Genomic DNA, 21,219 nt, shown 5'->3' with positions numbered 1-21,219 from the left:
ACGCCGGGTTTCTGCCTTGAGCAGGATGTGGCTCCTGATCCGACAGGCTTCGGGAGGCAGATCGATCACTTCGATTTTTGAAAATATTGGTTGGGATGATGATGAGTGTGAATTCGAGCGATGCGATCCGTTTCTCGACGAACGACGTGCCGTTGAAGGACAGGTACGCGGTGCTGCGCGATTTGACCGGGCACAGCTACCTGCGTCTCGATCTCGAGCCGCTCGGCGAGGCGCCGGTCCACTTTGCGGTGGAGCAGCATCTCTGGGGCGCGACGTCGCTCACCTTTGCCGAGACCAATCCGCTGCGGTCGGCGCGCACCTCCGAGCTGCTCCGCGACGGCGACGGCAATTTTCGTTTCGTCATGAAGGCCGGCGGCACGCGTTTCCGCTTCACGGCCGATGGCGTCGACGAGGTCATGAACTATGGCGACGCAGCGCTGTTGTTCAACGGCGTGGCCGGGACGACCGATCTTCCCGAGCCTTGCACGCTTGGCATCATCTGCATTCAACGCGATCTTCTGGCCGCTTCCGTGCGCGACCTCGACGAGCGTCCGATCCGCCGGGTTGCGGCACAGTCGCGCGCGTTGCGGCTGCTCAACGACTATTGCGCGGTGCTGCGCCAGCAGGGGCCGTCCACCGAGCCGTCCCTCGCTCACCAGGTTCGCCAGCATCTGGCGAGCCTCGTGGCGCTGGCGCTCGGGCCGACCGAAGAGGCGCGCGTTCGCGGCGAGAGCGCGACCCGTGCCGCGCGGCTGGCGGCGATCCGCGCCGATGCGCTCACCCGCCTGTCGGAGGCCAGCCTTTCCGCGAGAACGGTGGCGGCCCGCCACGGCGTGTCGGACCGTTATGTCCACCAGCTTTTCAGCATGACCGGACAGACGTTCAGCCGCTTCGTGGAGGAGGAGCGGCTGAAGCAGGCGATGGCGCTCCTGACCGATCCGGCGAATGCGAGCAAGCGGATCGGCGACGTCGCGCGCGCCGTCGGATATCCGGAGCTGTCGACCTTCGATCGCGCATTCCGCCGTCGCTTTGGCGACACGCCGACCGGAGCGCGCGGCGATGGCCGCATGGGGGCGTGACGCACCGGGGCAGGCGCTTCATGGGTGGCTGAGTGTCGGCCGGCGCCGACAGCGCTCGAGCCTCGGCCTAGCGATGCCAATGCCGATGATGGCGATAATGATGGTGGCGCCAATGGCCGCGGTGCGCCCAGCCGTAGCTGGTGTAGGGATTGCCCGGGCCGTAATTCTGGCAATTGGCGTTCGGATAGAATTGTGCGCACCAGCCGGGGTTGGAAGTCACGTGCTGCGCCGACGCCGGCGTGATCCACAGCGACAGCAACACCGCGCAGCCGCTCAATCGTCGTACTCTGCTCATGACATTCCTCTTGGCAGTTCTCTTGGTAGTCCTCTTGGCGCTTCTCCTGACGCTTTCCTCGCATTCATCGAAGCGCGTCCCTCGCGCTGACGGATCAACCTGCCGGGCGCGGTGCGGTTCCTGAATCAGTGCGCCTTGCGACCGTCGCTGCGCGCGGCGCGCGCTCGACAGCCTGGAAATCGCCTGCGCGAACAGGGAGAATTCGCCAATGAGGTCAACGTGATTTGGGTCGTCCAGTCCTTTGCCAAAAAATAATTCGCTTGTTGCGTCGGGCAAATCAGTGGCTTCACTCGGCGCGTCCTGCACCGAGCGAGGGGCGTACGCGTCGTCACGAACGTTGGCGCAGGATGCGATGGACGTGATGGCGTCGCCAGACGAGCGGCGTTCACTTGCGGACGGCGAAGTCGTGTGGTCCTGGCATCCCGACGCTGATGCCAAGCTCGCGAGAGGCAAGCTCTTGCAGGCGACGGTGGCAAGAAAGCCCGGTCACCGGGGAGAGCACGAAGGAAACCGTTAAAACCATTCGCGCGGGGAAGGCCGGATGTCGAGGCCAAACCTGTGGTGACTAACTCGTGTGCTTTTCTTTACTGCACGCGAGGCTGCGGGTGCGGCCAGCACCCGGCCTTCCCTGCGCCCTCCGTTTCGAGGGTCATGATCTCGCACAGCTCGGGCATTTCGTGCCGCGACAATGCGGACGGTTGCGCTATCTGTTGTTTGGCAATGAGCAGGAGGCCGGACTGCCGGGCGTCCGATGATCTGGCGATGCCTGACGTTACCTGGCGCCCCTGGCGCCGAGAACAGCCGGAACCGTCTGCAGCAGGATGTAGACGTCAAGCCATGGCGACCAGTTGCGGATGTAGAAGAGATCCTGCTCCCGCAGGACCTTGAGGTCACCGTCGCTGCGCGCGCAGACCTGCCACAGTCCGGTGACGCCGGGCAGCACGCTGCTCCGCACCGAGCGGAATTCCTCGTCGAACTGTTCGGCGTGATAGGTCGGGAGCGGCCGCGGGCCGACCAGGCTCATGTCGCCGCAGATCACGTTCCAGAGTTGCGGCAGCTCGTCGGCACTGGAACGGCGCAGGAAGTGACCGATGACGGGCAGGATTCGCGGATCGTGGCGCAGCTTGAAGAAGCGTTGCCATTCCGCGCGGGCCTGCGGGTCGTGGGCCAGATGGGCCTCGAGCAACCGTTCGGCGTCGGTGTACATGGTGCGCAGCTTGAGCACCGACACGGTTTTTCCGTGATGCCCGATGCGCTTCTGGACATAGAAGGCCGGGCCCGGATCGATCAGCTTGATCAGGAGCGCCGCCGGGATCACGACCAACAGGGCGAGCAGTGCTGCGGGAAGAGCGACGATGATGTCGAGCGCGCGCTTGAGCAGCTGGTTATGCCGCGAGCACAGGCCGCGCCGGATCTCGATGCCGACCATCGTCTCCAGCATGCGCGCGCGCACCCAGGGCCGCTGCATGGTGTGGATGTCCTCGAGCAGCAGCACGCGGCATGGCGGTGCGAACAGCGGACAATCGCGCGGCAGCGTTGCGAGCGCGGCCGTGCTCGTGAAGATCGCCACCTCGATTTCGACACGCGGCCTGATGTGGGCGAGATCGGTCGTCGTTCCCAGCACGGGAAGCGGAAAGCTGGCATCCGCTCGGCTGCCGGCGGTCCTGATCAGCCCGATCGGCTTCAGGCCGAGTTCGGACTTGCGCGCCAGAAGCTGCGCAAGCTCGCGGCATTGCGCGGTTGCGCCGACCAGCACGGTCGAAGCCCCCCACAGGTCGACATAGGTCAGGAGACCGCGGGTCATGGCCTCGACGTAATGGCTGAACAGCAGCAGGCAGGCCGCGTTGGCCAGTTGCACGATCACGAAGTCGACCACGTTTCGTCCGGGCAGCGCCAGGACGATCCAGACCACGGTGAAGCCGGCAATGCCGAGCGTGCGTTGCCGGAACCGTTCGTAGGGTCCGGGGCCCGATCCGCTGTAAAGTCCGACGGCAAGGAAGGCGACAATGACGAGCAGGGCGGCCGCTGGCGGCGGTCCATGCGCCGACAGTCCGGTCAACCACGCCAGCAGATGGCTGCAGGCGATGGCAGCCAGCGTGGCTGCGAGATCGCCCGAAACCAGCGAGGCCACGACGATGGGCTTGCGGTAGGGACGGACAAGCGTCAGATCGCCGTCACGTCGACCGCGGGAGCGCAGTCGCGCAGGGCCCGCCGAATGCAGGTTCAGACCGTGGTCTGCCATGCTGCCCTATGCTTCTCTTTTCGATGTAAAAGGTCGCGCGCCTCGCGCCGGGCGGTGCGAAGCGCGCTGCAGCTATTCGGCTGCAATTCCGGAAAAGCCGAGCTCGGCCGCCACGCGCTGCTCGATCCAGCGGTAGGTGGGAATGAGCCCCTGGCGCAACGATGTCTTCGGCTCCCAGCCGAGCACCGTCCGCAGCCGCGAATTGTCGCTGTTGCGCCCGCGCACGCCCTGCGGCTTCGAGGTGTCGTGGCACTTCTTCACCGATTTGCCGGCGATCTCGGCGATGATGTCGACCAGTTCATCGACGGTGACGAGCTCGTCGGTTCCGAGATTGAGCGGGGCGCTGTAGTCGGAGCGCATGATGCGGTGGATGCCTTCGACGCAGTCGTCGACATACATGAAGGAGCGGGTCTGCCTGCCGTCACCCCAGATCATGAGCTCGTCGCCGTCATGCAGGGACGCGATCTTGCGCGAGAGCGCAGCCGGCGCCTTTTCGCGGCCGCCGTCATAGGTGCCGAGCGGCCCGTAGACGTTGTGGAAGCGGACTACGCGGGTGGCGAAGTTCCAGTCCTCGGTGAAATACTGGCAGAGCTTCTCGGTGTAGAGCTTCTCCAGCCCGTAGCCTTCCTCGGGGTCGGCCGGAAACGCGTCCTCCTCGCGCAGCGGCACGACGTCGGGGTCCTTCTGCAGATATTGCGGATAGACGCAGGCCGAGGACGAGAACATGAACCGCTTGACGCCGTGATGTCGCGCCGCCTGCAGCGTGTGGACGTTGATCAGCGTGTTGTTGAGGGTGATTCCGGCGTGGAACGCGCTGATATAGCCGATGCCGCCCATGTCGGCCGCCAGGTGATAGACCTCGTCGATTCCCTTGGTGACGCGCAGGCACTGCTCGGGGACGCGCAGATCGGCGATCGCGAACTCGTCGGCAGCCGTCTCCTCGTATTCGGGATGTTTGATGTCGGCGCCGCGAACCACGTAGCCTTGTCCGATAAGATACTTGATCAGGTGATGCCCGATGAACCCGCCGGCGCCGGTCACCAGCGCCGTTTTCCCATTTCGCATTTCGCGTCTCCGTTGACTTTCCGCGCGTCGCGCAGGGTTGTGGACTTTGGCCGGACGCTGATCTTAGACGCGCGATGCGCGAGTCCCGATTGGAACGACGTGGTAATCCGGAATCGCTGTCGGCAGCGGAATATTCGATCGGTCTTGCTGTAGCTGCGCTGTTGCACTTTGCAGTTTCAGCGGGCGATCCGTGTTGCGGCGTTGGCCTGGTTGCGCGCCTTGTCGGTCTTCGCCGGCCGCGATCCAGGCGGCGTCGCCGTGGCCTCGTCATGCGGCAGGACGTGCGTCATCTCGTTCTTGACGTCGATGACGTCGCCAGGCTCGACGGGCGTCGTCTCCTCGGCATCGAGAACAACGGCCCGGCCGTTGCGCGTGCGCGTGATGCTGATCGGATGCTTGCTGTCGGAAGCCGCGGCGCCGCCGGCAAATTGCCGCTTGACGTCGCGGATCCGGATCGCTGCGGGCAGGGTGATGTCGAGCTCGTTGAGGTGATCGCCGGTCTGCTGCAGTTCGGTGGCGACCTGTCGCTTGAATGCGGCTTCGACTTCCTTGATCTTGAAATCGAGGTTGCCCGATTCCACCTGCAGGCGCGAGACGTCCGACAGCAGCCGCCAGACCGCGGCTTCCTGGTTTGCCTCCAGCACGCGGTACTGGAAGTCGTTGTTCTGCGTTCCCAATCCCTGCTTGAGCAGGTTTCCGTAGCGGTCGATCTGCTGCCGGATCAGGTCGAGCTGCTTCTTCCCGGCGGTGCCCTGTTCGCTGTTGGCGTCGATCTGGTCCTTGAGAAGCGGCTTCTGCGAACGCAGCAGATCGATCTGGCCGCGCAGGATGTTGCCTTCGGCGAGGAAGATGTCCTGCTCGCTCGCGACGATATCGCGGGCGTCGTTGTCGTCGGCGCCGTCGCCAAGCTGGGGCGGCGAGAAGCTGGGTCGTCCGTCGCGCTGTGCCTCGAGCCGGGCCTTGCGCACCAGCAGCGTGCGCTTCTGCAGCGTCAGCTGCCGCACGCGCTCCTCGGCCACGAGATATTCGGAAACCGCGGTCTGGCGCAGCGCCTCGCCCAGACCGAATCCGCCGGCCAGCGCCACCGCGCTCTGCGCCGTGCTGCCGTAACGGAACGGGTAGGCGCCAGGCTGCCGCACGTCGCCCATGACGTAAAGCGGACGCAGCTCGGCGATCTTCACGCTCACCGAGGCCGTCCGCAGGATGCCGTCGGAGAGGAGCCGCTCGCTGATGCGCCTCTGGCATTCGACCACCGTCAGATCCTTGACCTCGATCGGTGTGGTGAGCGGAATGGTGACGGTGCCGGCGTCGTCGACGAGCACGTCACCCGACAGCTCCGGCTGGCCAAAGACCGTCACCGCGATGCGATCGCCCGGCGCCAGGCGGTAGGCGCGGTTGTCGGCCTCCTCGCCCCACATTCTGCCGGGGAGCAGCACGAAAGCCAGGCAGGTCGCGCCAAGGGCGTAGCGGACCAGGGCCGTGGCGGAGGCGTTCGCGAAACTTGGCCGATGGTGCGTCATGAAGACTCCATGCGTTGTCCGCCGGGCCTGCCGAGCCGGCGGTCGCGTTCCTCGTCGTTGTTGCCCTTGAGCCTAGTTGCCGGCGGCGCCGGGCCGCCGAAAAACAGGGGCTACCGGCGTGCTCGTCGGAAGTACTTCCCTCGGATTAGTCGCGTCCCGCCTGATAGCTCTTATGCGCCGTGTCGCCACCCATGTGCGTGGTTGTTGACGAACTCAGGCTTCGATCAGGATGCGAGCTGCCGGACTCCCGACCGGCGGACATGCAACGGGCAGGAGGCGTATCTTGAAAAAACGTGTTCTGGTGACCGGGGGCGCAGGCTTCCTCGGTTCGCATCTTTGCGCACGTCTGCTCAGGCAGGAATGCGAGGTGCTCTGCGTCGACAATTTCTTCACCGGCATGCGCCGCAACATCGAGCCGCTGCTCGACGAGCCGGCCTTCGAGGTGATGCGCCACGACGTGACCTTCCCGCTCTATGTCGAGGTCGACGAGATCTACAACCTTGCCTGTCCGGCCTCGCCGATCCACTACCAGCGCGATCCGATCCAGACCACCAAGACCAGCGTGCTCGGTGCGATCAACATGCTGGGTCTTGCCAAGCGGCTGCATGCCCGCATCCTGCAGGCGTCCACCAGCGAGGTTTACGGCGATCCGGAGGTCCATCCGCAGACCGAGGATTACTGCGGGATCGTCAACATGGCCGGACCGCGCGCCTGTTACGACGAGGGCAAGCGCTGCAGCGAGACGCTGTTCTACGACTATCGACGGCAGCACCGGCTGGATGCGCGCGTCGCCCGAATCTTCAATACATATGGGCCGAACATGCATCCGCAGGACGGGCGCGTCGTCTCGACCTTCATCGTGCAGGCGTTGAGGGGGGAGCCCATCACGATCTTCGGATCAGGTGCGCAGACGCGGTCGTTCTGCTACGTCGACGATCTGATCGACGGGCTGACACGGCTGATGAACCTGGCACAGCACCCCGACGGGCCGGTCAATATCGGCAATCCGATCGAGATGACAATGGCCGAACTGGCCGAGCTCATCATCGCGCTGACCGGCTCGCGTTCGCGGCTCGAGTTCCGGCCGTTGCCGCAGGACGATCCGCGCCAGCGCCGGCCGGACATCTCACGCGCGCGCAACCTGCTGCATTGGACACCCAAGATCTCGGTCGAAGAGGGCCTCGGCAGAACCATCGCCTATTTCGACAATCTGCTGGCCAATCCCAGCGAAGCGGACAAGCTCGTGTGGAAACTTTCGTAATGAACGCGTCCCGCCGGCAGCGCGCCGAGCGCGGCGACGTTCTCGGCGTCAAGGTCAGCGCGATCACCATGGACGATGCGATCGCGACGATCGAGCGTTGGATCGGCGAGGGGCGGCGCGAATATGTCTGCATCACCGGCGTTCACGGCATCATGGAATGCCGCGACGACCCGTCGCTCCGCAGGATCCACAACGAGGCCGGCATGGTGACGCCCGACGGTATGCCGCTCGTCTATTTCCTGCACCTTGTCGGCAGGAAGCGCACGGAACGCGTCTACGGGCCCGACCTCATGCGGGAAATGACCACGCTTTCGGCATCTCGCGGCTACCGCCAGTTCTACTATGGTGGCGGCGTCGGCGTCGCGGACAAGCTGAAGGACGGCCTGATCAGGTCCGTTCCCGGACTGCAGGTGGCGGGCACGTTCTGCCCGCCATTCCGCGAGATGACGCCGGCGGAGGACCAGGCCGTGGTCGACCTGATCAACGCCGCGCGGCCCGACATCGTCTGGGTAGGCCTGAGCACGCCGAAGCAGGAGCGATGGATGGCAGCGCATCTCGGGCGGATCGAGGCGCCGGTCATGATCGGCGTCGGGGCGGCGTTCGATTTCCTCGCAGGCACCAAGCGCCAGGCGCCGAAGTGGATGCAACGTCACGCGCTCGAATGGCTGTTTCGACTCTGCTCCGAACCACGACGGTTGTGGCGACGCTACGCCACCATCGTACCGGGGTTCATGATCCTCGCCGCCCGCGAGCTCGTCCGCAGGGCGACGATTGCCGGAAGGGAGAAGAGTTGGATTACGCGCTGAAGCATAGTTCGGCGACCGTCAAGGAGACTGCGCACGAAATGAGTATACCGACCACGCAAGCTGCCGCGGTTCCTCTCCGCGCGCATCGGGTCGGCGGCGCGCTATGGGAGCGGCTTTGGCGCCTGGCTTTCGGCCAGCACATGATCGCGCTGGTCGATCAGGCGATCGTCAGCGGCGCGAGCTTCGCTTCGACCGTCATCGTCGCCCGCTGGACGGTTCCAAGCCAGCTCGGAATCTATTCGATTGGCATCTCGCTTCTTGTGGCATCAGTCACCATCCAGGAAGCGCTGATCTCGCTTCCGTATACGATCCAGCGCCACCATGCCGCGGGGACACCGGCCGAATCCGCCGGCAGCTCCCTGATGCAGAGCGGTCTCCTTTCGGCCCTTGTCGTCCTTGTCCTGGGTGCGACAAGCGTAGGGATGCGTGCCGGGGGCGCGGACCCCGAGCTCGCAACGATGGTTCTTGTGCTGGCGTTGATGGCGCCGTTCACATTGCTGCGCGAATTTGGCAGGCGGTTTGCCTTCGCGCATCTGCGCAGCGGGCAGGCTGCGCTTCTCGATGGCGCCGTAGCAGCGATTCAGCTCGGCACGCTGTTCTGGCTCGGGATGAATGATTGGATGTCGAGCTCCACCGCCTGCCTTGCGCTCGGCGGCGGCTGTGCGCCGACCGTCGCGACGTGGCTCTACCTGTCGCGTCGGGATTTTTCACTCCGTCTCAGTCAGCTGGGAGCGTCGATCCGTGAGAGCTGGACCCTGGGCAAGTGGCTGTTTGGCAGCCAGATCGCCTTGCTGGTGCAGGGTTACGCCGCCAACTGGCTGCTGGCCTGGATTGCCGGCGCCGCGATAACGGGGATATTCGCCGCCTGCATGAGCGTCGTGTCGATCGCAAACCCCCTGATCCTCGGCATCAGCAACATTCTGGTGCCGCGAGCCGTTCTGGCCTTGAACGAGGGGGGCGGCCGCAAATTGTGGCGCCAATCCGTTCAAGACGCGGCTCTGCTGGGTCTCGCCATGGCGGCTTTCTGCATCGCCGTCGCGATCGGCGGCGAACGACTTATGCCGTTGCTCTATCACGGTGCGGCATTCGAGAACCGGGGGCAGCTTCTTACAGTGCTCGCGGTGACGTTGCTGGCGAGCAGCCTGGGAATGCCGGCCACGAACGCGCTGGCGAGCATGAAGCGCACGCGCGAGATTTTCTGGATCATTTCAGGCGCAGCGATTCTGACCACGCTCATCGAGTGGCATCTGACACGTGCATGGGGGCTGGATGGCGCGGCCTACGGATTCATGCTCGGCAATTTCATTGCCGCGGCCGCGCGGTGGATCGTGTTTTACGTGGTGCTGTGGTCGTGCGATGCGCAAGGTGGCGTGGCAGAGAAGGCAGAATCGTCTTCAAGGGTTGCACAGGCGATGCAGGTGCTCCGGGAATTCAAGCGGGAGACCGCCGACGACGACTGGTCGGTCCGGAAGCTCGACGAAGGCGAACAGGCCGTCGTCTTCCTTGCCGAGTTCCGGAACCAACGCCGTGATGTTGGAGCGCAGGAGCCGGTGATCATCAAGCTTTACAAATCCTCGGTCGATTCGCGAGCCGAGCTCGCCGGCCGTCAATTCGAGTGCTTGTCGCGATCGCATGCGCTGCTGGATGGCCGTACCTTCAACGGCTGGGGGATTTTGGCCCCGCGTCCGTTGCACTTGAGCAGGTCGCCGCTTGCGCTCGTGATGACCAGGGTTCCTGGAAGCAAGGTGAGTTCGCATTTCCGGGCTGGCGGCAAACTGACACGCGAAATCATCGACACCGCGCCGCAGGCTGTTGTCGCCGCCATGACGAATTGCTGGGCCGCAGGCCAATCGCACGGCGATCTCAACGTCGACAACATTCTTCTCGACCCAGTGACGCGGGAAATATCCTTTGTAGACCTCGACTTGCCGCCGATCGTCCTGCCCTTCTCTGATGGCGCAAGCCGCTGGCGGCCTGCTACGGACGACCTTGCGTACATGCTGTATAGCGCGGCAATGCCGGTCAAGCGCGACGTCGCCAGGCCCGGCGTCCGCGCCCGCAAGCTGATGTTCACGGAGCGCGTGATGCGTTTATTCGTCGAAACGATCGCGGGATGCGAGGACAAGATGCGTGTGCTCGCCGAAATCCATGCCTGCGCGCGGCTCCATTTGAAGGCAATCGACGTTTCGTGGTCGCTACAGGGCTATTGGCGCCGGTTGCTCCGGCGAAGCGCGCTAAACGGCATTGAGACGACACTCGAAAGACTGACGGCAGAAGCGATGTCCTCGGGACGGCAGTCATTGTCGACCGGCAGCCGGGCGAGGCGCCAGTGATGAAACCGGAGACATACATCACGACCAGCTGGGACGACGGCAATCCGGCCGACCTGCGCATCGCCGAGCTCCTGGTCAAGCACGGCGTGCGAGGCACGTTCTATGTGCCGATGAGCGCAGACACCGGCACGATGACTGCTGCGCAGATCCGGGAGCTGAGCTCGGCTTTCGAAATCGGCGCCCATACGCTTCATCACGTCGTCCTGCCCCAAACGCGGAAAGCACGCGCGTTGCGAGAGATCGTCGGCTCCAAGTTATGGCTCGAGGATACGATCGGGCGACCGTGTCGGATGTTTTGCCCCCCGACGGGCGCGTTTTCGGAGCTGCACCTGGAAATGATCCGACGCGCGGGCTTCATCGGTCTGCGCACGACCGAGCTGGGATCTCTCGATCTCCCCAGAGTGCGCGGCGACCTCGTCTTGATGCCGACGACGGTTCAGGCCTATCCGCACGGGCTGTTGGCATTCGTGAGGAACGCGGCCAAGCGGATGGCCTTCGCGAATCTGTGGCGATTCGTCATTCACGGTCGCACGACCGACTGGCCGGAGCTGGCGCGATACCTGTTGCGTCGGGCAATCGACCACGGTGGCGTGTTTCACCTCTGGGGTCATTCATGGGAATTGGGCACCGCGGATCAATGGACGCGACTCGATGAAGTTCTTCAGGCAATCAAGGAGGTCGCGGCCAGCGCACCGTCGCTCGAAAACGGCGAGATTGCGCAGCGCTTTCTGGCGGAACCGCTTTGCTCCGACTTGCGGGGTACTCCGGATGGGCTCTTTCAACCTCTGCAACCGAGGTTCAGTGTTATGCCTTGCGAGCGTCGGTTGCCGGTGGCGAGCGAGGCCTGCTGCGTGAAGGGAAGTCGGAATGACTCTGAAACTTGAGTTCGGAAACAGCGACACCGTCAACCTTCGGTCCCATTACGAGCAAATCGCCAAGGACACGGTGAAATTGTTATGGGGCCGCAAGTGGCTGATCGCAGCGTTTCTGGTCACGCCAGCCGTCCTTGCGTTCCTCGTGCTGGTGCTGATAGGGCCTCGATACACCGCCGAGGCGACGATCGAGCTCGGCTTCAGTCGAAAGGGAGGCGCTTTCAACACCAAGACCCAGGAGTCGATCGCGAATCTCGACGCTTCCGTGCTGCTGGACAGCGCCGCACGCGTTCTCCGGTCGCGCCCGATCGCCGGCGTCGTGGTGACGCGTCTCGGGCTCGACAAGGATCCCCAATACACCCATAACCCGCTGTTCGTGCAGGCGCTGACCTTTGTACAGGCGGTGCTAGGACTTCCCCAGCCGGAGTCGACGCCTCACGATCGCGCGGTCAACGGACTCTTGCGTCGAGTTGGCGTCACCGCGCAGCCGCGCACCTACGTTATCTCGATCACAGCAACCGCGGATCGGCCGGAGCGCGCGAGGATGCTTGTTAACGCCGTGGGGTCGGCCTATCTGCAAAGCCGGATGATGCAGGAAGTGTCCACCGCCGAAAACGAATTGAAGGAAGCTTCGGCGATCTACGGTGTGCGCCATCCGCAATACCAGCTCGCCGAGATGAAGCTCCGGCATCTTGAAGCCGAACTGAACGCTTTGGGCGAGGAATCGAAGGATGGTGCCAAGATAGTAGCGGGCGATTCCTTCATGGCGGGCGATGTCGTCGTCGGCCCCTCCAGCGCCGTCATCGGCGTGATTTTGGGGGTGGCTCTCGCGATCGGCCTCGCCTGTGGAATCTGGACGGCGCTCCACGAGGCGACCGTGAAGAGCCATGTCGAGGCGATCCTTCGCAAGATCCGGGTCTATGAACGCGCGCAAGCCGCGGGTTGGGCGATGAACCGGATTCGCCCGTTCGTGACGATCAGAGCACCGCGGAGGGAGCCACCGAGGCCGTAGCCGTGGCGGTGTGCATCCGCCCGGAAGGCGGCTCACGATCGGGCAATCGTCGCGGGCCGATCTTTCGGCTCCGCGGCGACCTCACCGCCACAGAAGCGTCCCGTTCGGCTCCTGGCCCTGGCCGCGAAACTCATCCCAGCCGAACACCGAGTGGTCCCACCCGAAGCGCGCGGGTCCGCTCTGTTGCGGAATGATGTAGGTATTGTGGTCGAAGTGGTTGCCGCCGCTCGCGATGATATCGAAATTCTCGTCGCCGGGCGGCGCGTCGGAGACGCCGCCCGCACACGCGGCGCCTTCGAACGTGATGACATTGTCGCGAACGATATCGTCGCGCGTCTTGTACTTTCCGCCGCCCCTGATCCGGCGGCTCTGATCGACAAGGACGATGGCGCAGCCGCCAGGGCTGACGGTCAGGTCGTTGTTCTCGACCGTGACGGTTTGAGATCCCGCAACCAGGACCTCCGCCCCCCAAAACCATTTCCTCGATGAAATTCCATTGTGCCGGACGATATTGTTCCTGATGATTGCCCCAAAGGAGATTTCGAAGAAGATACCGGCGTCGTGATTTCCTTCCACGCGATTTCCCTCGTAGAGGGCATTCCGACAGCTGATATCGCACCACAATCCCGGACCGACATTGTCGTAGACCGAGTTGGCGCGAAAGACGGGGTTTTCGCTGACCGCGAGCTTCACGCCGCCGGCCTCCCATGTGAAGTCGAACCCGCGGGTGTTGTTCGCCCAGATGCGGTTGTTCTCGATCACGACGTCCTTGCCGACCCCCGTGACCCCGATCTGGCCGTTGTGATGGATGTTGTTGAAGCGGATCTGCGTGCCGTCGCCAGCCCCGATGCCGCCGCCGCTGTTCCATCTGATTTCGCAGTTCTCGATGGTCCAGCCGACGCCGTAGCGCGCCTGAACCGCCCCCCTTTGGGACATGCTTGCGTATTTCTCGATGATCAGATTGCTGATCGAGACGCCGGACGCGAAACTGTCGAACGCAGCCGCGACGACCGTCGCCTCGACCACATGCCCTGCCGGGTCATCGGCGAGGTAAAGCCGGTCATTCAGATCATCGACATAGAAGCGACCAGGCTCCAGCTCGGCCTTGCTCTGTACGGGAGCAAGCGCGCGATCGTCGATGAATACGCTTTCGCGGACGTTGCAGGCGGGAGACGTGCTGACGCAGTCGCGGTCCTTCTCTCTCGACGGTCGCATTCCGCTCGCCACCCAGTAGCGATCCTCCTGGGTAAAGGAGGTGAGCACACGGCTTCCATTCAGGACGCTGTTTCCCTCGCCGTAGAAATGCTGGTTGCGTTTCGGCCGAACGATCTGCAGCCGGTGCACCCCGTTTTTCAGGCAAAAGACCGCGCCTTCTCCGGCGCGCTCGACGGCGTCCGCAATGGAGGCGCCGGCTGCCACGTCGATGGCACCCGCAGGGCACCGAACACTGACGACGCCACCGACGGCGGGCTCTGCATGCATCGGTGCGACGCCGGCCATCAGGCAGAGCCCGATCACCCCAGTGGGCGCAAGAGCTGTCCATGACATTCGAATGCATCCATCTTGCAAAGGGATGAACCGAAATTCGCCGTCGGTCGGGATTAGTCCGGTCCCGCAAACCGTCTGCGTCGGCAAGGGACAGCGCGCATCGGCCCGGCGAAGCAGTGCTGACCCGCGCCGTCGTGAAGCCCGGTCGGCGCGGGGTTCTCGACCGTCCCCGACGGCGCAGCCCGGTCGATCGCGTTCACAAGGTCGGCGCCTCTTCGTTCCGGAACGAGGGCTCGGATTGCTGCGTCCGCGGATCAGATCTCATTGGATCAGATCTCATTCTGGTCGGTGCGCGTACAGCGATCAGCGATTTCGTTAGCCCCAGAACTTTCTCTTCGATGATATCGGCATCGGGAAAGAGCCGCTTCATCTCTGCCTTGGTCAGCAGCCGAATGCTTCGAAGGAAGCTATCTACCTGCTCCTGCGTCGGCTTAGTCATCAGCCCCCAGCCGGTGCCATAGCGGACGATGCGGCGCAGCACGCGCCGTGGAAGGAGGTGCACGAACGGCGCAAGGAGATGCGGCTCGAAGAAGAAGTAGCGGTTCGGCGTCTGCACGTAGTAGCTCGGCGCCACTCGTCGGATTTCCCCGGCAAAAGCAACTTGGTCTGCCCACTCGCCCACGTGCTCGATCACCGAATTGGAAAAGGCGATGTCGAAGCTGTCGTCCTCGAACTCGAGCGCACGCCCATCGCCGCGCTGCTTTCGGAACCGCCCGCGCTGCCACTCCTCATCCTCGAGATTGATCATCAGGACGTCTGGTGCTTCCTTGATAAGCATCCAGTTGAACTCGTAGCCCCCGACGTCCACGATCCGTATCTTCTCGTCGACTACGAAAAGTCGGCAGAACTCCGTCATCCGCTTCGCGCGGAAGTGGGCCAGTATGGGCCGATAGAAAGCGTGAATGTCCATGACCGCTCGCGAGAGTTGTCCTTATCACACGGTAACCAGGGTCCACGGGCAACGGCTCTTTGGAATGTTCGAATGTCCGAAAGAGGTAGCACGAATGTTCGTGCTCGGTGTGGCACAGGTCGTGCTCGCAAGCCCGTATCTGACTGTTTGCCGGGCCGCTTCGACCATCGCGGCCGCATCCGGCTTCGGTTTCGTGATGGTCTTCTTCACGGCGTTACTTTCCCTTTGAATTCGTCAGCCGGAGGCTGTCGGATCGGGCTGAGCGACGTCATCCGGACCGAGCGCGAGTGGCGCTGTCAGCGCGAAAAACCATGACTGTCCCGATACCGAATCCGATCAGGCACCAGAACCAGATGCCGATCATCGGTCCCTCGATCGCGACATCGAACGTGGCGTCGATGATGATGGACAAGACGTAACACGCAACGAACAGGAAGAGGCGACTCCACTCGACTTGGCCGCGCCGTCGGGCTGTGTACAGGGCCCGGAGCATCAGGCCGAACCAGGACAGTAGCAACGCGGACCACAGCACCAGGCCCGGAACGCCTGCGCGCGCCAGAATCGTCATGTGAACGTTATGTGGGCTTCGCAGCTTCGGACGGTCGCGACCTTCGACGTCCTGGAAACCATCCACGTCCGCGAGATTCAACCCGAATCCCCGACCCGTCCAGAACTTGGGGCCAAACAGTGTGTCCGCGAGGATGATATTCCACCATTGCAGACGCCACTCCTTGGTCGATTCGGCCTGCGCGTTGCCGGACTGACCAAACGTGCTGACGACGTTGTCAACGAGCTGTTGGGGATCGATGGACCGTTCGGCGGTGGAAGGCGCCGAGCGACGTTCGCCGAGGGTCGATTGGACCGTGATTGCAGCAAACACCACAGCCAGGATGACGACGGCGGTTCGAGCAACGGCTCGCGCCTTGCCGACGACGATCGCCGCAAGCACGACCGGGACGACAAAGGCGAGCATTGCGCCGCGACCGTGGGACGCCACCATGACGGTTGTGGCGACGGCGGCAAGAATCCAGCGCCAGCTGGGCCTGTAAAACCCGATCAGCGCGAAGACCGACGCCCCCGCGAGATGAGTGGCGACTTCGCCCGATCTCACCTCGAGAATCGGGGCGCCGGCGTTTGGCATTTCCGGGATGTAGTCGGCCAGAAAGTGTGAGATCGCGAACAGGAACGGAATGGCTGGGATGAAGGCCCCGGCGAACCTGCCATAGTAGCGCAGGATCGTGTCGATACGTCTGGGATCCTCCAACAGGATCGCCACGATGATGAAGGCGAAGCCGCCATACATGACGACGACGCTGTCGCGCAGCGCGTCTATGCCGTAGGTCTGGACGGAAGTGACCGTTCGCAGGAGCACCCAGGCCATGCTGGCGGCGAGAAAGAAGCTCGGCAGGGTTGCGAGCGAGCTGACGATGCAGCGGCTTCGCAGGAGCACGACCACGCCGGACAGATAGGCCATCTCCCCAACGAAAAGGGGAGGAAAGCCCACATAGGCGAAACCTTTGCCGATGAACGCGTATCCGCTCAGCACGAAGGCGAGAAAAAGCAGCCACCGATCGCCTAACGTGTCGGATCTGGCGATCGCCGTTCTCAGCGGTTGTGAACTGTCGGCCATTCGTCCTGGCCCGCTTTCCCAGCCTGGAGTCGCATTGTCGATGCCGCCCTGCTGGGGCGGAGCGCCTAACAGCTAAGGATGAACGCTTCGATCGGTTCGTTGCAAGAAGCTGCGAACCCGGCGGCCGGCTCATTGGGGGTAGCCCCAATGCCCCGCAATCGCGACGCGCGTTCCCTTATGCGCGATTGCCGCGCCGATGCGCGGCAGCATAGTGACACTGATGTTGTTCACGGGGCGATCTCGTCGGCTGCGCGAAGAGGAGGGGGAATTTCCATGGAAGAAGGGGCGCCCGTTGCGGGCGGTACAGGTCTTTCCGGCTCTCTCGCCAGCGCGCGCTTGTTCGATCGGGAATGCGGCGTTCCGTCCTTCCACGATTGCTGCTCATGAACGTCCTGATAGCGCATAATTTCTATAAACATGCGGGCGGCGAGGACCAATGCGTCGCGGCCGAGGTCGCACTGTTGCGGGCGCATGGGCATCAGGTGACGCAATACTGCCTGTCCAACGACGCGGTCGACGGCATGGGCCGCCTGCGGCTTGCCGGCCGCACGATCTGGAGCCGTCAGGCGTTTGCAACCATGCGCAGCCTGATCGCCACCCACCGCCCGCAGGTCGTGCATTTTCACAACACGTTCCCACTGATCTCTCCCGCCGCCTATTACGCGGCGCATGCGGAGAGCGTCCCGACGGTCCAGACGCTGCACAATTTCCGACTCGTCTGCGTCAACGCGTTGCTGTTCCGCGATGGCAAGCCCTGCGAGCAGTGCCTTGACAAGACCATCCCCTGGCACGGCGTCGCGCATAGCTGCTATCGCGACAACCGCGGCGCCAGCGCGGCCGTTGCGGCGATGCTGGCGGCCCATCGGCTGTTGGGAACATGGCGCGATGCGGTCGACGCGTATGTCGCGTTGAGCGAATTCAGCCGGCGCAAGTTCATCGCGGGCGGCCTTCCCGCTGACAAGATCGCCGTCAAGTTCAACTTCACCTATCCGGAGCCCGGCCCGGGCAGCGGAGACGGCGGGTATGCCGTCTATGTCGGCCGGCTGTCGACGGAAAAGGGAGTTCAGACTCTTCTGAAGGCGTGGCAGAGCCTCGGCGTGACGGTGCCGTTGAAGATTGCGGGCGACGGTCCCCTGGCTCCCTCAGTTCGCGAGGCCGTGGCGCAGAATGCTGCGATCGAGTGGCTGCAAGGCATTCCGCACGAACGCGTCTATGAACTGATCGGGGCGGCAGCCTTTCTGGTCCTGCCGTCGCAATGTTACGAAGGCGCACTTCCCCGCGTCGTGATCGAGGCGTTTGCGAAGGGCACGCCGGTCGTCGTCTCCGCCCACGGAGCCATGACCGAAATCGTCGACGGCAGCAACGGGGTTTGCTTTGCACCCGGCAATCCGGAGGACCTCGCCGCGAAGGTCCGCTGCCTCGGATCGGACACGGCGACGCTGAGGCAAATGCGACGAGGCGCGCGCGAGACCTTCGACCGGAATTTCACCGCCGCCGCCAATCACCGCGCGCTCTTGGCGATCTATGCACGCGCGATCGCGCGATATGCCGGGCATGGCTTGCCGGAAACGAAAGCCGTATCGGTAGCCTAGAACGATGGGGAGAACCGCAGGGACCAGCACGATGCTCACATTGACCAGGCCTGCACTAACTGACCGGGCGTCGGCGGAAGGCTGCTTGTTACCCTCGGAAACCGATTTCTATTCCGCTTACGACTGGTGCCTCGACCCGCACCTGACGGTTGGCGAAGCCGTCGAGCGCCTTGCCGGCGAGATCGACCGGCTGCAGACGGCGCAGGTCGGTTGGCAGGCCGGCGAAATCACCGTGAACGTCTATCTCCTTTCCTGTTCGCTCCTGAACGGGATCGACGAATATCTGCGCGGGCACACATTGCGGCTGCCTGTTCAGCTCAGGCGGGTCCGGCCTGGGCGTGCCGCCATGTGGGCAGCGGAGCGGGTTGCCGAAACTCTGCCGAAACAGGGCAGGACGAGGGTCCGCCGTTGGAAGGAGCAATGGCAGGACGGCATGGACGGCTTTTTTGCCGTTCTGGCCCGAAACGAGTCTGAGCCGGCGCTGTTTGCCGATGCCGCGCAGCGATTGTCGGAAATGCTGCGATTGCCGCTTCCGCCCGACCTCATGGGCTTGCGCCTCGGCGTGCCGTCCGCGTTCAGCCGCCTGGATCTCACCCATTTCGACGTGCTGGCGCTCGGACGCCGGTTCATGCGCCAATACCCGGATAAATCGCATCCGGTGCTTCTGCTGGGGTTGCGCACCGCGGGCACCTATTTTTCCGCGCTGCTGCGCTCATCCCTGAAGGCGGAGGGATATCGCCGCGTCGTCTCGCTGACCGTGCAGCCGATCAAGGGCCCAGGCCGCCGCGAACGAAACGTGTTGACGAGCTGCGCAAAACAGGGCTTCACGGTCGCCATCGTTGACGACCCGCCCCACACCGGCGGCGCCATCGTCCATGCGATCGATATCGCGCGTCAGGCGGGGTTCGACCTGCCCCGGATAAGGGTGCTCGTCCCGACCCATCCGACCGCACATAATTGGGCTGACGCGCTGCCTCAGGGGGCGGTCATCACGCTTGAGCCGGAACGCTGGCGAAAGCAGCAACTGCTCGATCCCAGGCGTGTGGAGAACCGGCTGGCCGAATACTTTGCGCAACAGGGATTCTCCGGCGTCCGGGTGGTCGGGAGCGGCCAGGCGGTCGCACTTAATGCGCGGCTGCAGAGCGGTAGCAGCAAGCGCGGCGCAACGCTGAGGCGGATATTTGAAGTGCAGCTGCGCACGCCCCAAGGCGAGAGCGAGACCCGCCATGTCCTGGCCAAGGGCGTCGGTCTGGGATATCTCGGCTACCCCGCCTTCCTGGCCGCACACCGGCTTGCCGGCTTCATCCCGCCGGTTCTCGGGCTGCGCGACGGTATTCTCTACACCGAATGGCTGCCACAGCAAGATACGGCAGACATCCGGCTGCATCGCGACATGTGGATAGACACGACGGCCGCCTATGTCGCGGCGCGAACCCGTCTGTTGCGACTGCCGAAGCATCGCGCGAACGGCAAGGCGGTCCACGAGAACGGCTGGGCACTGCTGGCGGAAGCGCTTGGCCGCGCATATGGAAGCCTTGCCCTCAATATCCCGATGCGGTCGTGGATCCAGGCCCGCCTCTACCGGCTGCACTGCCCGTTCCCCACCCTGATTGACGGCAACATGGGCCATGCCGAATGGATCAATTCTAATTCGGTGCCGTTGAAGACCGGCTACTACGGACATGGCCTGGGCAAGACCCAGTTGAACACGATCGATCCGGCCTACGATCTTGCCGAGACCATCCTCAGTTTCTCGCTTTCTTCCGAGGAGGAAGACCGGCTGATCCGGCGCTATGTCGAGCACTCCGGAGACGTCGAGGTCGGGCAGCGGCTCTTCGTCAACAAGTTGCTGGCCGGACTCTGGACGATGGAATCGGCCCAGGAACAGCTGTTCGGCGTCACCCAGTCAGGCGAACAGCAACAGGAGCAGCATCGCCGTTTCCTCGGCGCGTGGGACTTCCTGACGGTCCAGACCGCGCGGTTCTGCGGCGCGCGTTATCGATCGTCGCAGCCAGCGTCCTGGCGGTCGCCGCTTGTCATGCTCGATGTGGACGGGGTGATCGACCGGCGCATCTTCGGCTATCCGTGCACCACGGCCGCCGGCATCGGGGCGCTATCGCTGCTGGCGGCGCATGGCTGTTCGGTTGCCCTGAACACGGCGCGGTCGGTCTACGAGGTGAAGGACTATTGCGAGGCCTACGGCCTGGCAGGCGGCGTGGCCGAAAACGGCGCCTATCTCTGGGACGCGATCGCCAAGCGCGGCCGGCCTCTGATCGATCAGGAGACGATGATCCAGCTCGACGAGCTCAGGAAGGAGCTGCGTCGGATGCCGGGCGTGTTTCTCGACGAGCGGCACCGCTATTCCATCCGGGCCTACATGATCGAGAAGAAGCCCCGCAGCCTGCTCTTGCGGCTGGTGCATTCGATCCGCGCGTTCAATGTCGGCCAGGGGGCGACGATTCCGCTCCCGACGCTGGTGGTGGCTCACCTGATCGCGGAGAAGCGGCTCGACCGGCTTTCCTTCCACCAGACCACGATCGACACCGCCGTCGTCGCCAAGGACGTCGACAAGGGCACCGGGCTTGCGGCATTGCGCGATCGGGTCCTGGGGCCGGACGCCGAGACGATCGCCGTCGGCGACACGGAAGCCGACCTGCCGATGTTCCGGCGCGCCACGCGCAGCTTTGCGCCGGCCCAGATTTCCTGCCGGCGGCAGGCGAGGCTGTTGGGATGCACGGTGTCCCGGCATGGCTATCAGCGGGGCCTGCTCGATATCGCAAGAAGGCTTGTCGGCGCGGGAGCCGCTGAGGATCCGATCGAAAGGACGAGCGAGTCCGATGGCGAGGCGTTGTTTCTCGATCTGTTGCACGACGCGGACCACGTCGATGCCCGGGTGCTTGTCCGCGCCCTCTTTGATCGCACCACGTTCAGGATTTTCGTGCGGTGACGGGAGTGGGTCGCGCCGGCTGATCGGCCTGGTGCCGCCGGACAGATCACTGCGGCATGCCGAAAGCCACCACTTTCGGCATACTTCTTCGGGACTACCTCGACCGC

Annotated in this window: 16 protein-coding genes; 9 read left to right on the top strand and 7 right to left on the bottom strand. The window is 63.9% G+C overall.

What is annotated here, in order from left to right:
• Positions 1 to 101 precede the first annotated feature (101 nt).
• Positions 102 to 1,079, top strand: a complete 978-nt coding sequence (locus tag QOU61_RS32120) for a helix-turn-helix transcriptional regulator (protein WP_289655197.1) — start codon at positions 102 to 104, stop codon at positions 1,077 to 1,079.
• 67 nt (positions 1,080 to 1,146) lie between these two features.
• On the opposite strand, the gene QOU61_RS32115 is transcribed toward QOU61_RS32120, so the two are convergent.
• From QOU61_RS32115 to QOU61_RS32100, 4 genes are all read right to left on the bottom strand, one after another.
• The gene (locus QOU61_RS32115; RefSeq protein WP_289655196.1) at positions 1,147 to 1,374 is read right to left on the bottom strand and encodes a hypothetical protein; all 228 of its coding nucleotides are present in this window, start codon (positions 1,372 to 1,374) and stop codon (positions 1,147 to 1,149) included.
• A gap of 772 nt (positions 1,375 to 2,146) precedes the next feature.
• Positions 2,147 to 3,616 carry an exopolysaccharide biosynthesis polyprenyl glycosylphosphotransferase gene (locus QOU61_RS32110; RefSeq protein WP_289655195.1) on the bottom strand — a complete coding sequence of 490 codons (1,470 nt, stop codon included), beginning with the start codon at positions 3,614 to 3,616 and terminating at the stop codon, positions 2,147 to 2,149.
• A gap of 72 nt (positions 3,617 to 3,688) precedes the next feature.
• Positions 3,689 to 4,681, bottom strand: a complete 993-nt coding sequence (locus tag QOU61_RS32105; protein WP_289655194.1) for an NAD-dependent epimerase/dehydratase family protein — start codon at positions 4,679 to 4,681, stop codon at positions 3,689 to 3,691.
• Between the two features lie 176 nt (positions 4,682 to 4,857).
• The gene (locus QOU61_RS32100; protein WP_289655193.1) at positions 4,858 to 6,201 is read right to left on the bottom strand and encodes a polysaccharide biosynthesis/export family protein; all 1,344 of its coding nucleotides are present in this window, start codon (positions 6,199 to 6,201) and stop codon (positions 4,858 to 4,860) included.
• A gap of 283 nt (positions 6,202 to 6,484) precedes the next feature.
• Here QOU61_RS32100 and QOU61_RS32095 point away from each other — a divergent pair, with 283 nt between their 5' ends.
• Genes QOU61_RS32095 through QOU61_RS32075 form a run of 5 tightly spaced genes read left to right on the top strand, consistent with a single transcriptional unit; the run spans position 6,485 to position 12,485 of the window.
• Positions 6,485 to 7,462 (top strand): UDP-glucuronic acid decarboxylase family protein, encoded by a 978-nt coding sequence (locus QOU61_RS32095; protein ID WP_289655192.1) that lies wholly within the window; start codon positions 6,485 to 6,487, stop codon positions 7,460 to 7,462.
• A complete protein-coding gene (locus QOU61_RS32090) occupies positions 7,462 to 8,268 on the top strand; it encodes a WecB/TagA/CpsF family glycosyltransferase (protein WP_289655191.1) in 807 nt (268 codons plus the stop codon). Before QOU61_RS32095 ends, QOU61_RS32090 begins: the two co-directional genes overlap by 1 nt.
• Positions 8,253 to 10,601 carry a polysaccharide biosynthesis C-terminal domain-containing protein gene (locus QOU61_RS32085; RefSeq protein WP_289655190.1) on the top strand — a complete coding sequence of 783 codons (2,349 nt, stop codon included), beginning with the start codon at positions 8,253 to 8,255 and terminating at the stop codon, positions 10,599 to 10,601. Before QOU61_RS32090 ends, QOU61_RS32085 begins: the two co-directional genes overlap by 16 nt.
• Positions 10,601 to 11,485 carry a polysaccharide deacetylase family protein gene (locus tag QOU61_RS32080; protein WP_289655189.1) on the top strand — a complete coding sequence of 295 codons (885 nt, stop codon included), beginning with the start codon at positions 10,601 to 10,603 and terminating at the stop codon, positions 11,483 to 11,485. Before QOU61_RS32085 ends, QOU61_RS32080 begins: the two co-directional genes overlap by 1 nt.
• The gene (locus QOU61_RS32075) at positions 11,469 to 12,485 is read left to right on the top strand and encodes a Wzz/FepE/Etk N-terminal domain-containing protein (protein WP_289655188.1); all 1,017 of its coding nucleotides are present in this window, start codon (positions 11,469 to 11,471) and stop codon (positions 12,483 to 12,485) included. The genes QOU61_RS32080 and QOU61_RS32075 overlap by 17 nt, the downstream gene beginning before the upstream one ends.
• A gap of 81 nt (positions 12,486 to 12,566) precedes the next feature.
• On the opposite strand, the gene QOU61_RS32070 is transcribed toward QOU61_RS32075, so the two are convergent.
• Positions 12,567 to 14,033 (bottom strand): right-handed parallel beta-helix repeat-containing protein, encoded by a 1,467-nt coding sequence (locus QOU61_RS32070; RefSeq protein ID WP_289655187.1) that lies wholly within the window; start codon positions 14,031 to 14,033, stop codon positions 12,567 to 12,569.
• 196 nt (positions 14,034 to 14,229) lie between these two features.
• The gene (locus tag QOU61_RS32065) at positions 14,230 to 14,943 is read right to left on the bottom strand and encodes a class I SAM-dependent methyltransferase (protein WP_289655186.1); all 714 of its coding nucleotides are present in this window, start codon (positions 14,941 to 14,943) and stop codon (positions 14,230 to 14,232) included.
• A 94-nt stretch (positions 14,944 to 15,037) separates the two neighbouring features.
• Here QOU61_RS32065 and QOU61_RS32060 point away from each other — a divergent pair, with 94 nt between their 5' ends.
• Positions 15,038 to 15,172 carry a hypothetical protein gene (locus QOU61_RS32060; protein ID WP_289655185.1) on the top strand — a complete coding sequence of 45 codons (135 nt, stop codon included), beginning with the start codon at positions 15,038 to 15,040 and terminating at the stop codon, positions 15,170 to 15,172.
• A gap of 39 nt (positions 15,173 to 15,211) precedes the next feature.
• Here the strand turns inward: QOU61_RS32060 and QOU61_RS32055 are convergent, their stop codons facing one another.
• A complete protein-coding gene (locus tag QOU61_RS32055; RefSeq protein ID WP_289655184.1) occupies positions 15,212 to 16,573 on the bottom strand; it encodes an O-antigen ligase family protein in 1,362 nt (453 codons plus the stop codon).
• Between the two features lie 383 nt (positions 16,574 to 16,956).
• Between QOU61_RS32055 and QOU61_RS32050 the strand changes: the two genes are divergently transcribed.
• Entirely contained in the window at positions 16,957 to 18,165 is a 1,209-nt protein-coding gene (locus QOU61_RS32050) for a glycosyltransferase family 4 protein (protein ID WP_289655183.1), read from the top strand.
• An 85-nt stretch (positions 18,166 to 18,250) separates the two neighbouring features.
• Complete coding sequence (locus tag QOU61_RS32045; protein WP_289655182.1) at positions 18,251 to 21,112, top strand: HAD hydrolase family protein; 2,862 nt, start codon at positions 18,251 to 18,253, stop codon at positions 21,110 to 21,112.
• The last annotated feature ends 107 nt before the right edge of the window (positions 21,113 to 21,219 follow it).

Origin of the sequence: Bradyrhizobium sp. NP1 (assembly GCF_030378205.1) — a bacterium.
Classification (GTDB): domain Bacteria; phylum Pseudomonadota; class Alphaproteobacteria; order Rhizobiales; family Xanthobacteraceae; genus Bradyrhizobium.
The sequence above is the reverse complement of the archived record's forward strand: the minus strand, read 5'-3'. Positions and strand labels throughout refer to the sequence as shown.

Bases quoted from the DNA above. Each gene is read 5' to 3' on its own strand.
- QOU61_RS32060 (WP_289655185.1), top strand. From the start codon at position 15,038: ATGTTCGTGCTCGGTGTGGCACAGGTCGTGCTCGCAAGCCCGTATCTG.
- QOU61_RS32080 (WP_289655189.1), top strand. From the start codon at position 10,601: ATGAAACCGGAGACATACATCACGACCAGCTGGGACGACGGCAATCCG.
- QOU61_RS32100 (WP_289655193.1), bottom strand. From the start codon at position 6,201: ATGACGCACCATCGGCCAAGTTTCGCGAACGCCTCCGCCACGGCCCTG.
- QOU61_RS32070 (WP_289655187.1), bottom strand. From the start codon at position 14,033: ATGTCATGGACAGCTCTTGCGCCCACTGGGGTGATCGGGCTCTGCCTG.
- QOU61_RS32050 (WP_289655183.1), top strand. From the start codon at position 16,957: ATGAACGTCCTGATAGCGCATAATTTCTATAAACATGCGGGCGGCGAG.
- QOU61_RS32090 (WP_289655191.1), top strand. From the start codon at position 7,462: ATGAACGCGTCCCGCCGGCAGCGCGCCGAGCGCGGCGACGTTCTCGGC.
- QOU61_RS32115 (WP_289655196.1), bottom strand. From the start codon at position 1,374: ATGAGCAGAGTACGACGATTGAGCGGCTGCGCGGTGTTGCTGTCGCTG.
- QOU61_RS32075 (WP_289655188.1), top strand. From the start codon at position 11,469: ATGACTCTGAAACTTGAGTTCGGAAACAGCGACACCGTCAACCTTCGG.
- QOU61_RS32120 (WP_289655197.1), top strand. From the start codon at position 102: ATGAGTGTGAATTCGAGCGATGCGATCCGTTTCTCGACGAACGACGTG.
- QOU61_RS32105 (WP_289655194.1), bottom strand. From the start codon at position 4,681: ATGCGAAATGGGAAAACGGCGCTGGTGACCGGCGCCGGCGGGTTCATC.
- QOU61_RS32110 (WP_289655195.1), bottom strand. From the start codon at position 3,616: ATGGCAGACCACGGTCTGAACCTGCATTCGGCGGGCCCTGCGCGACTG.
- QOU61_RS32055 (WP_289655184.1), bottom strand. From the start codon at position 16,573: ATGGCCGACAGTTCACAACCGCTGAGAACGGCGATCGCCAGATCCGAC.
- QOU61_RS32065 (WP_289655186.1), bottom strand. From the start codon at position 14,943: ATGGACATTCACGCTTTCTATCGGCCCATACTGGCCCACTTCCGCGCG.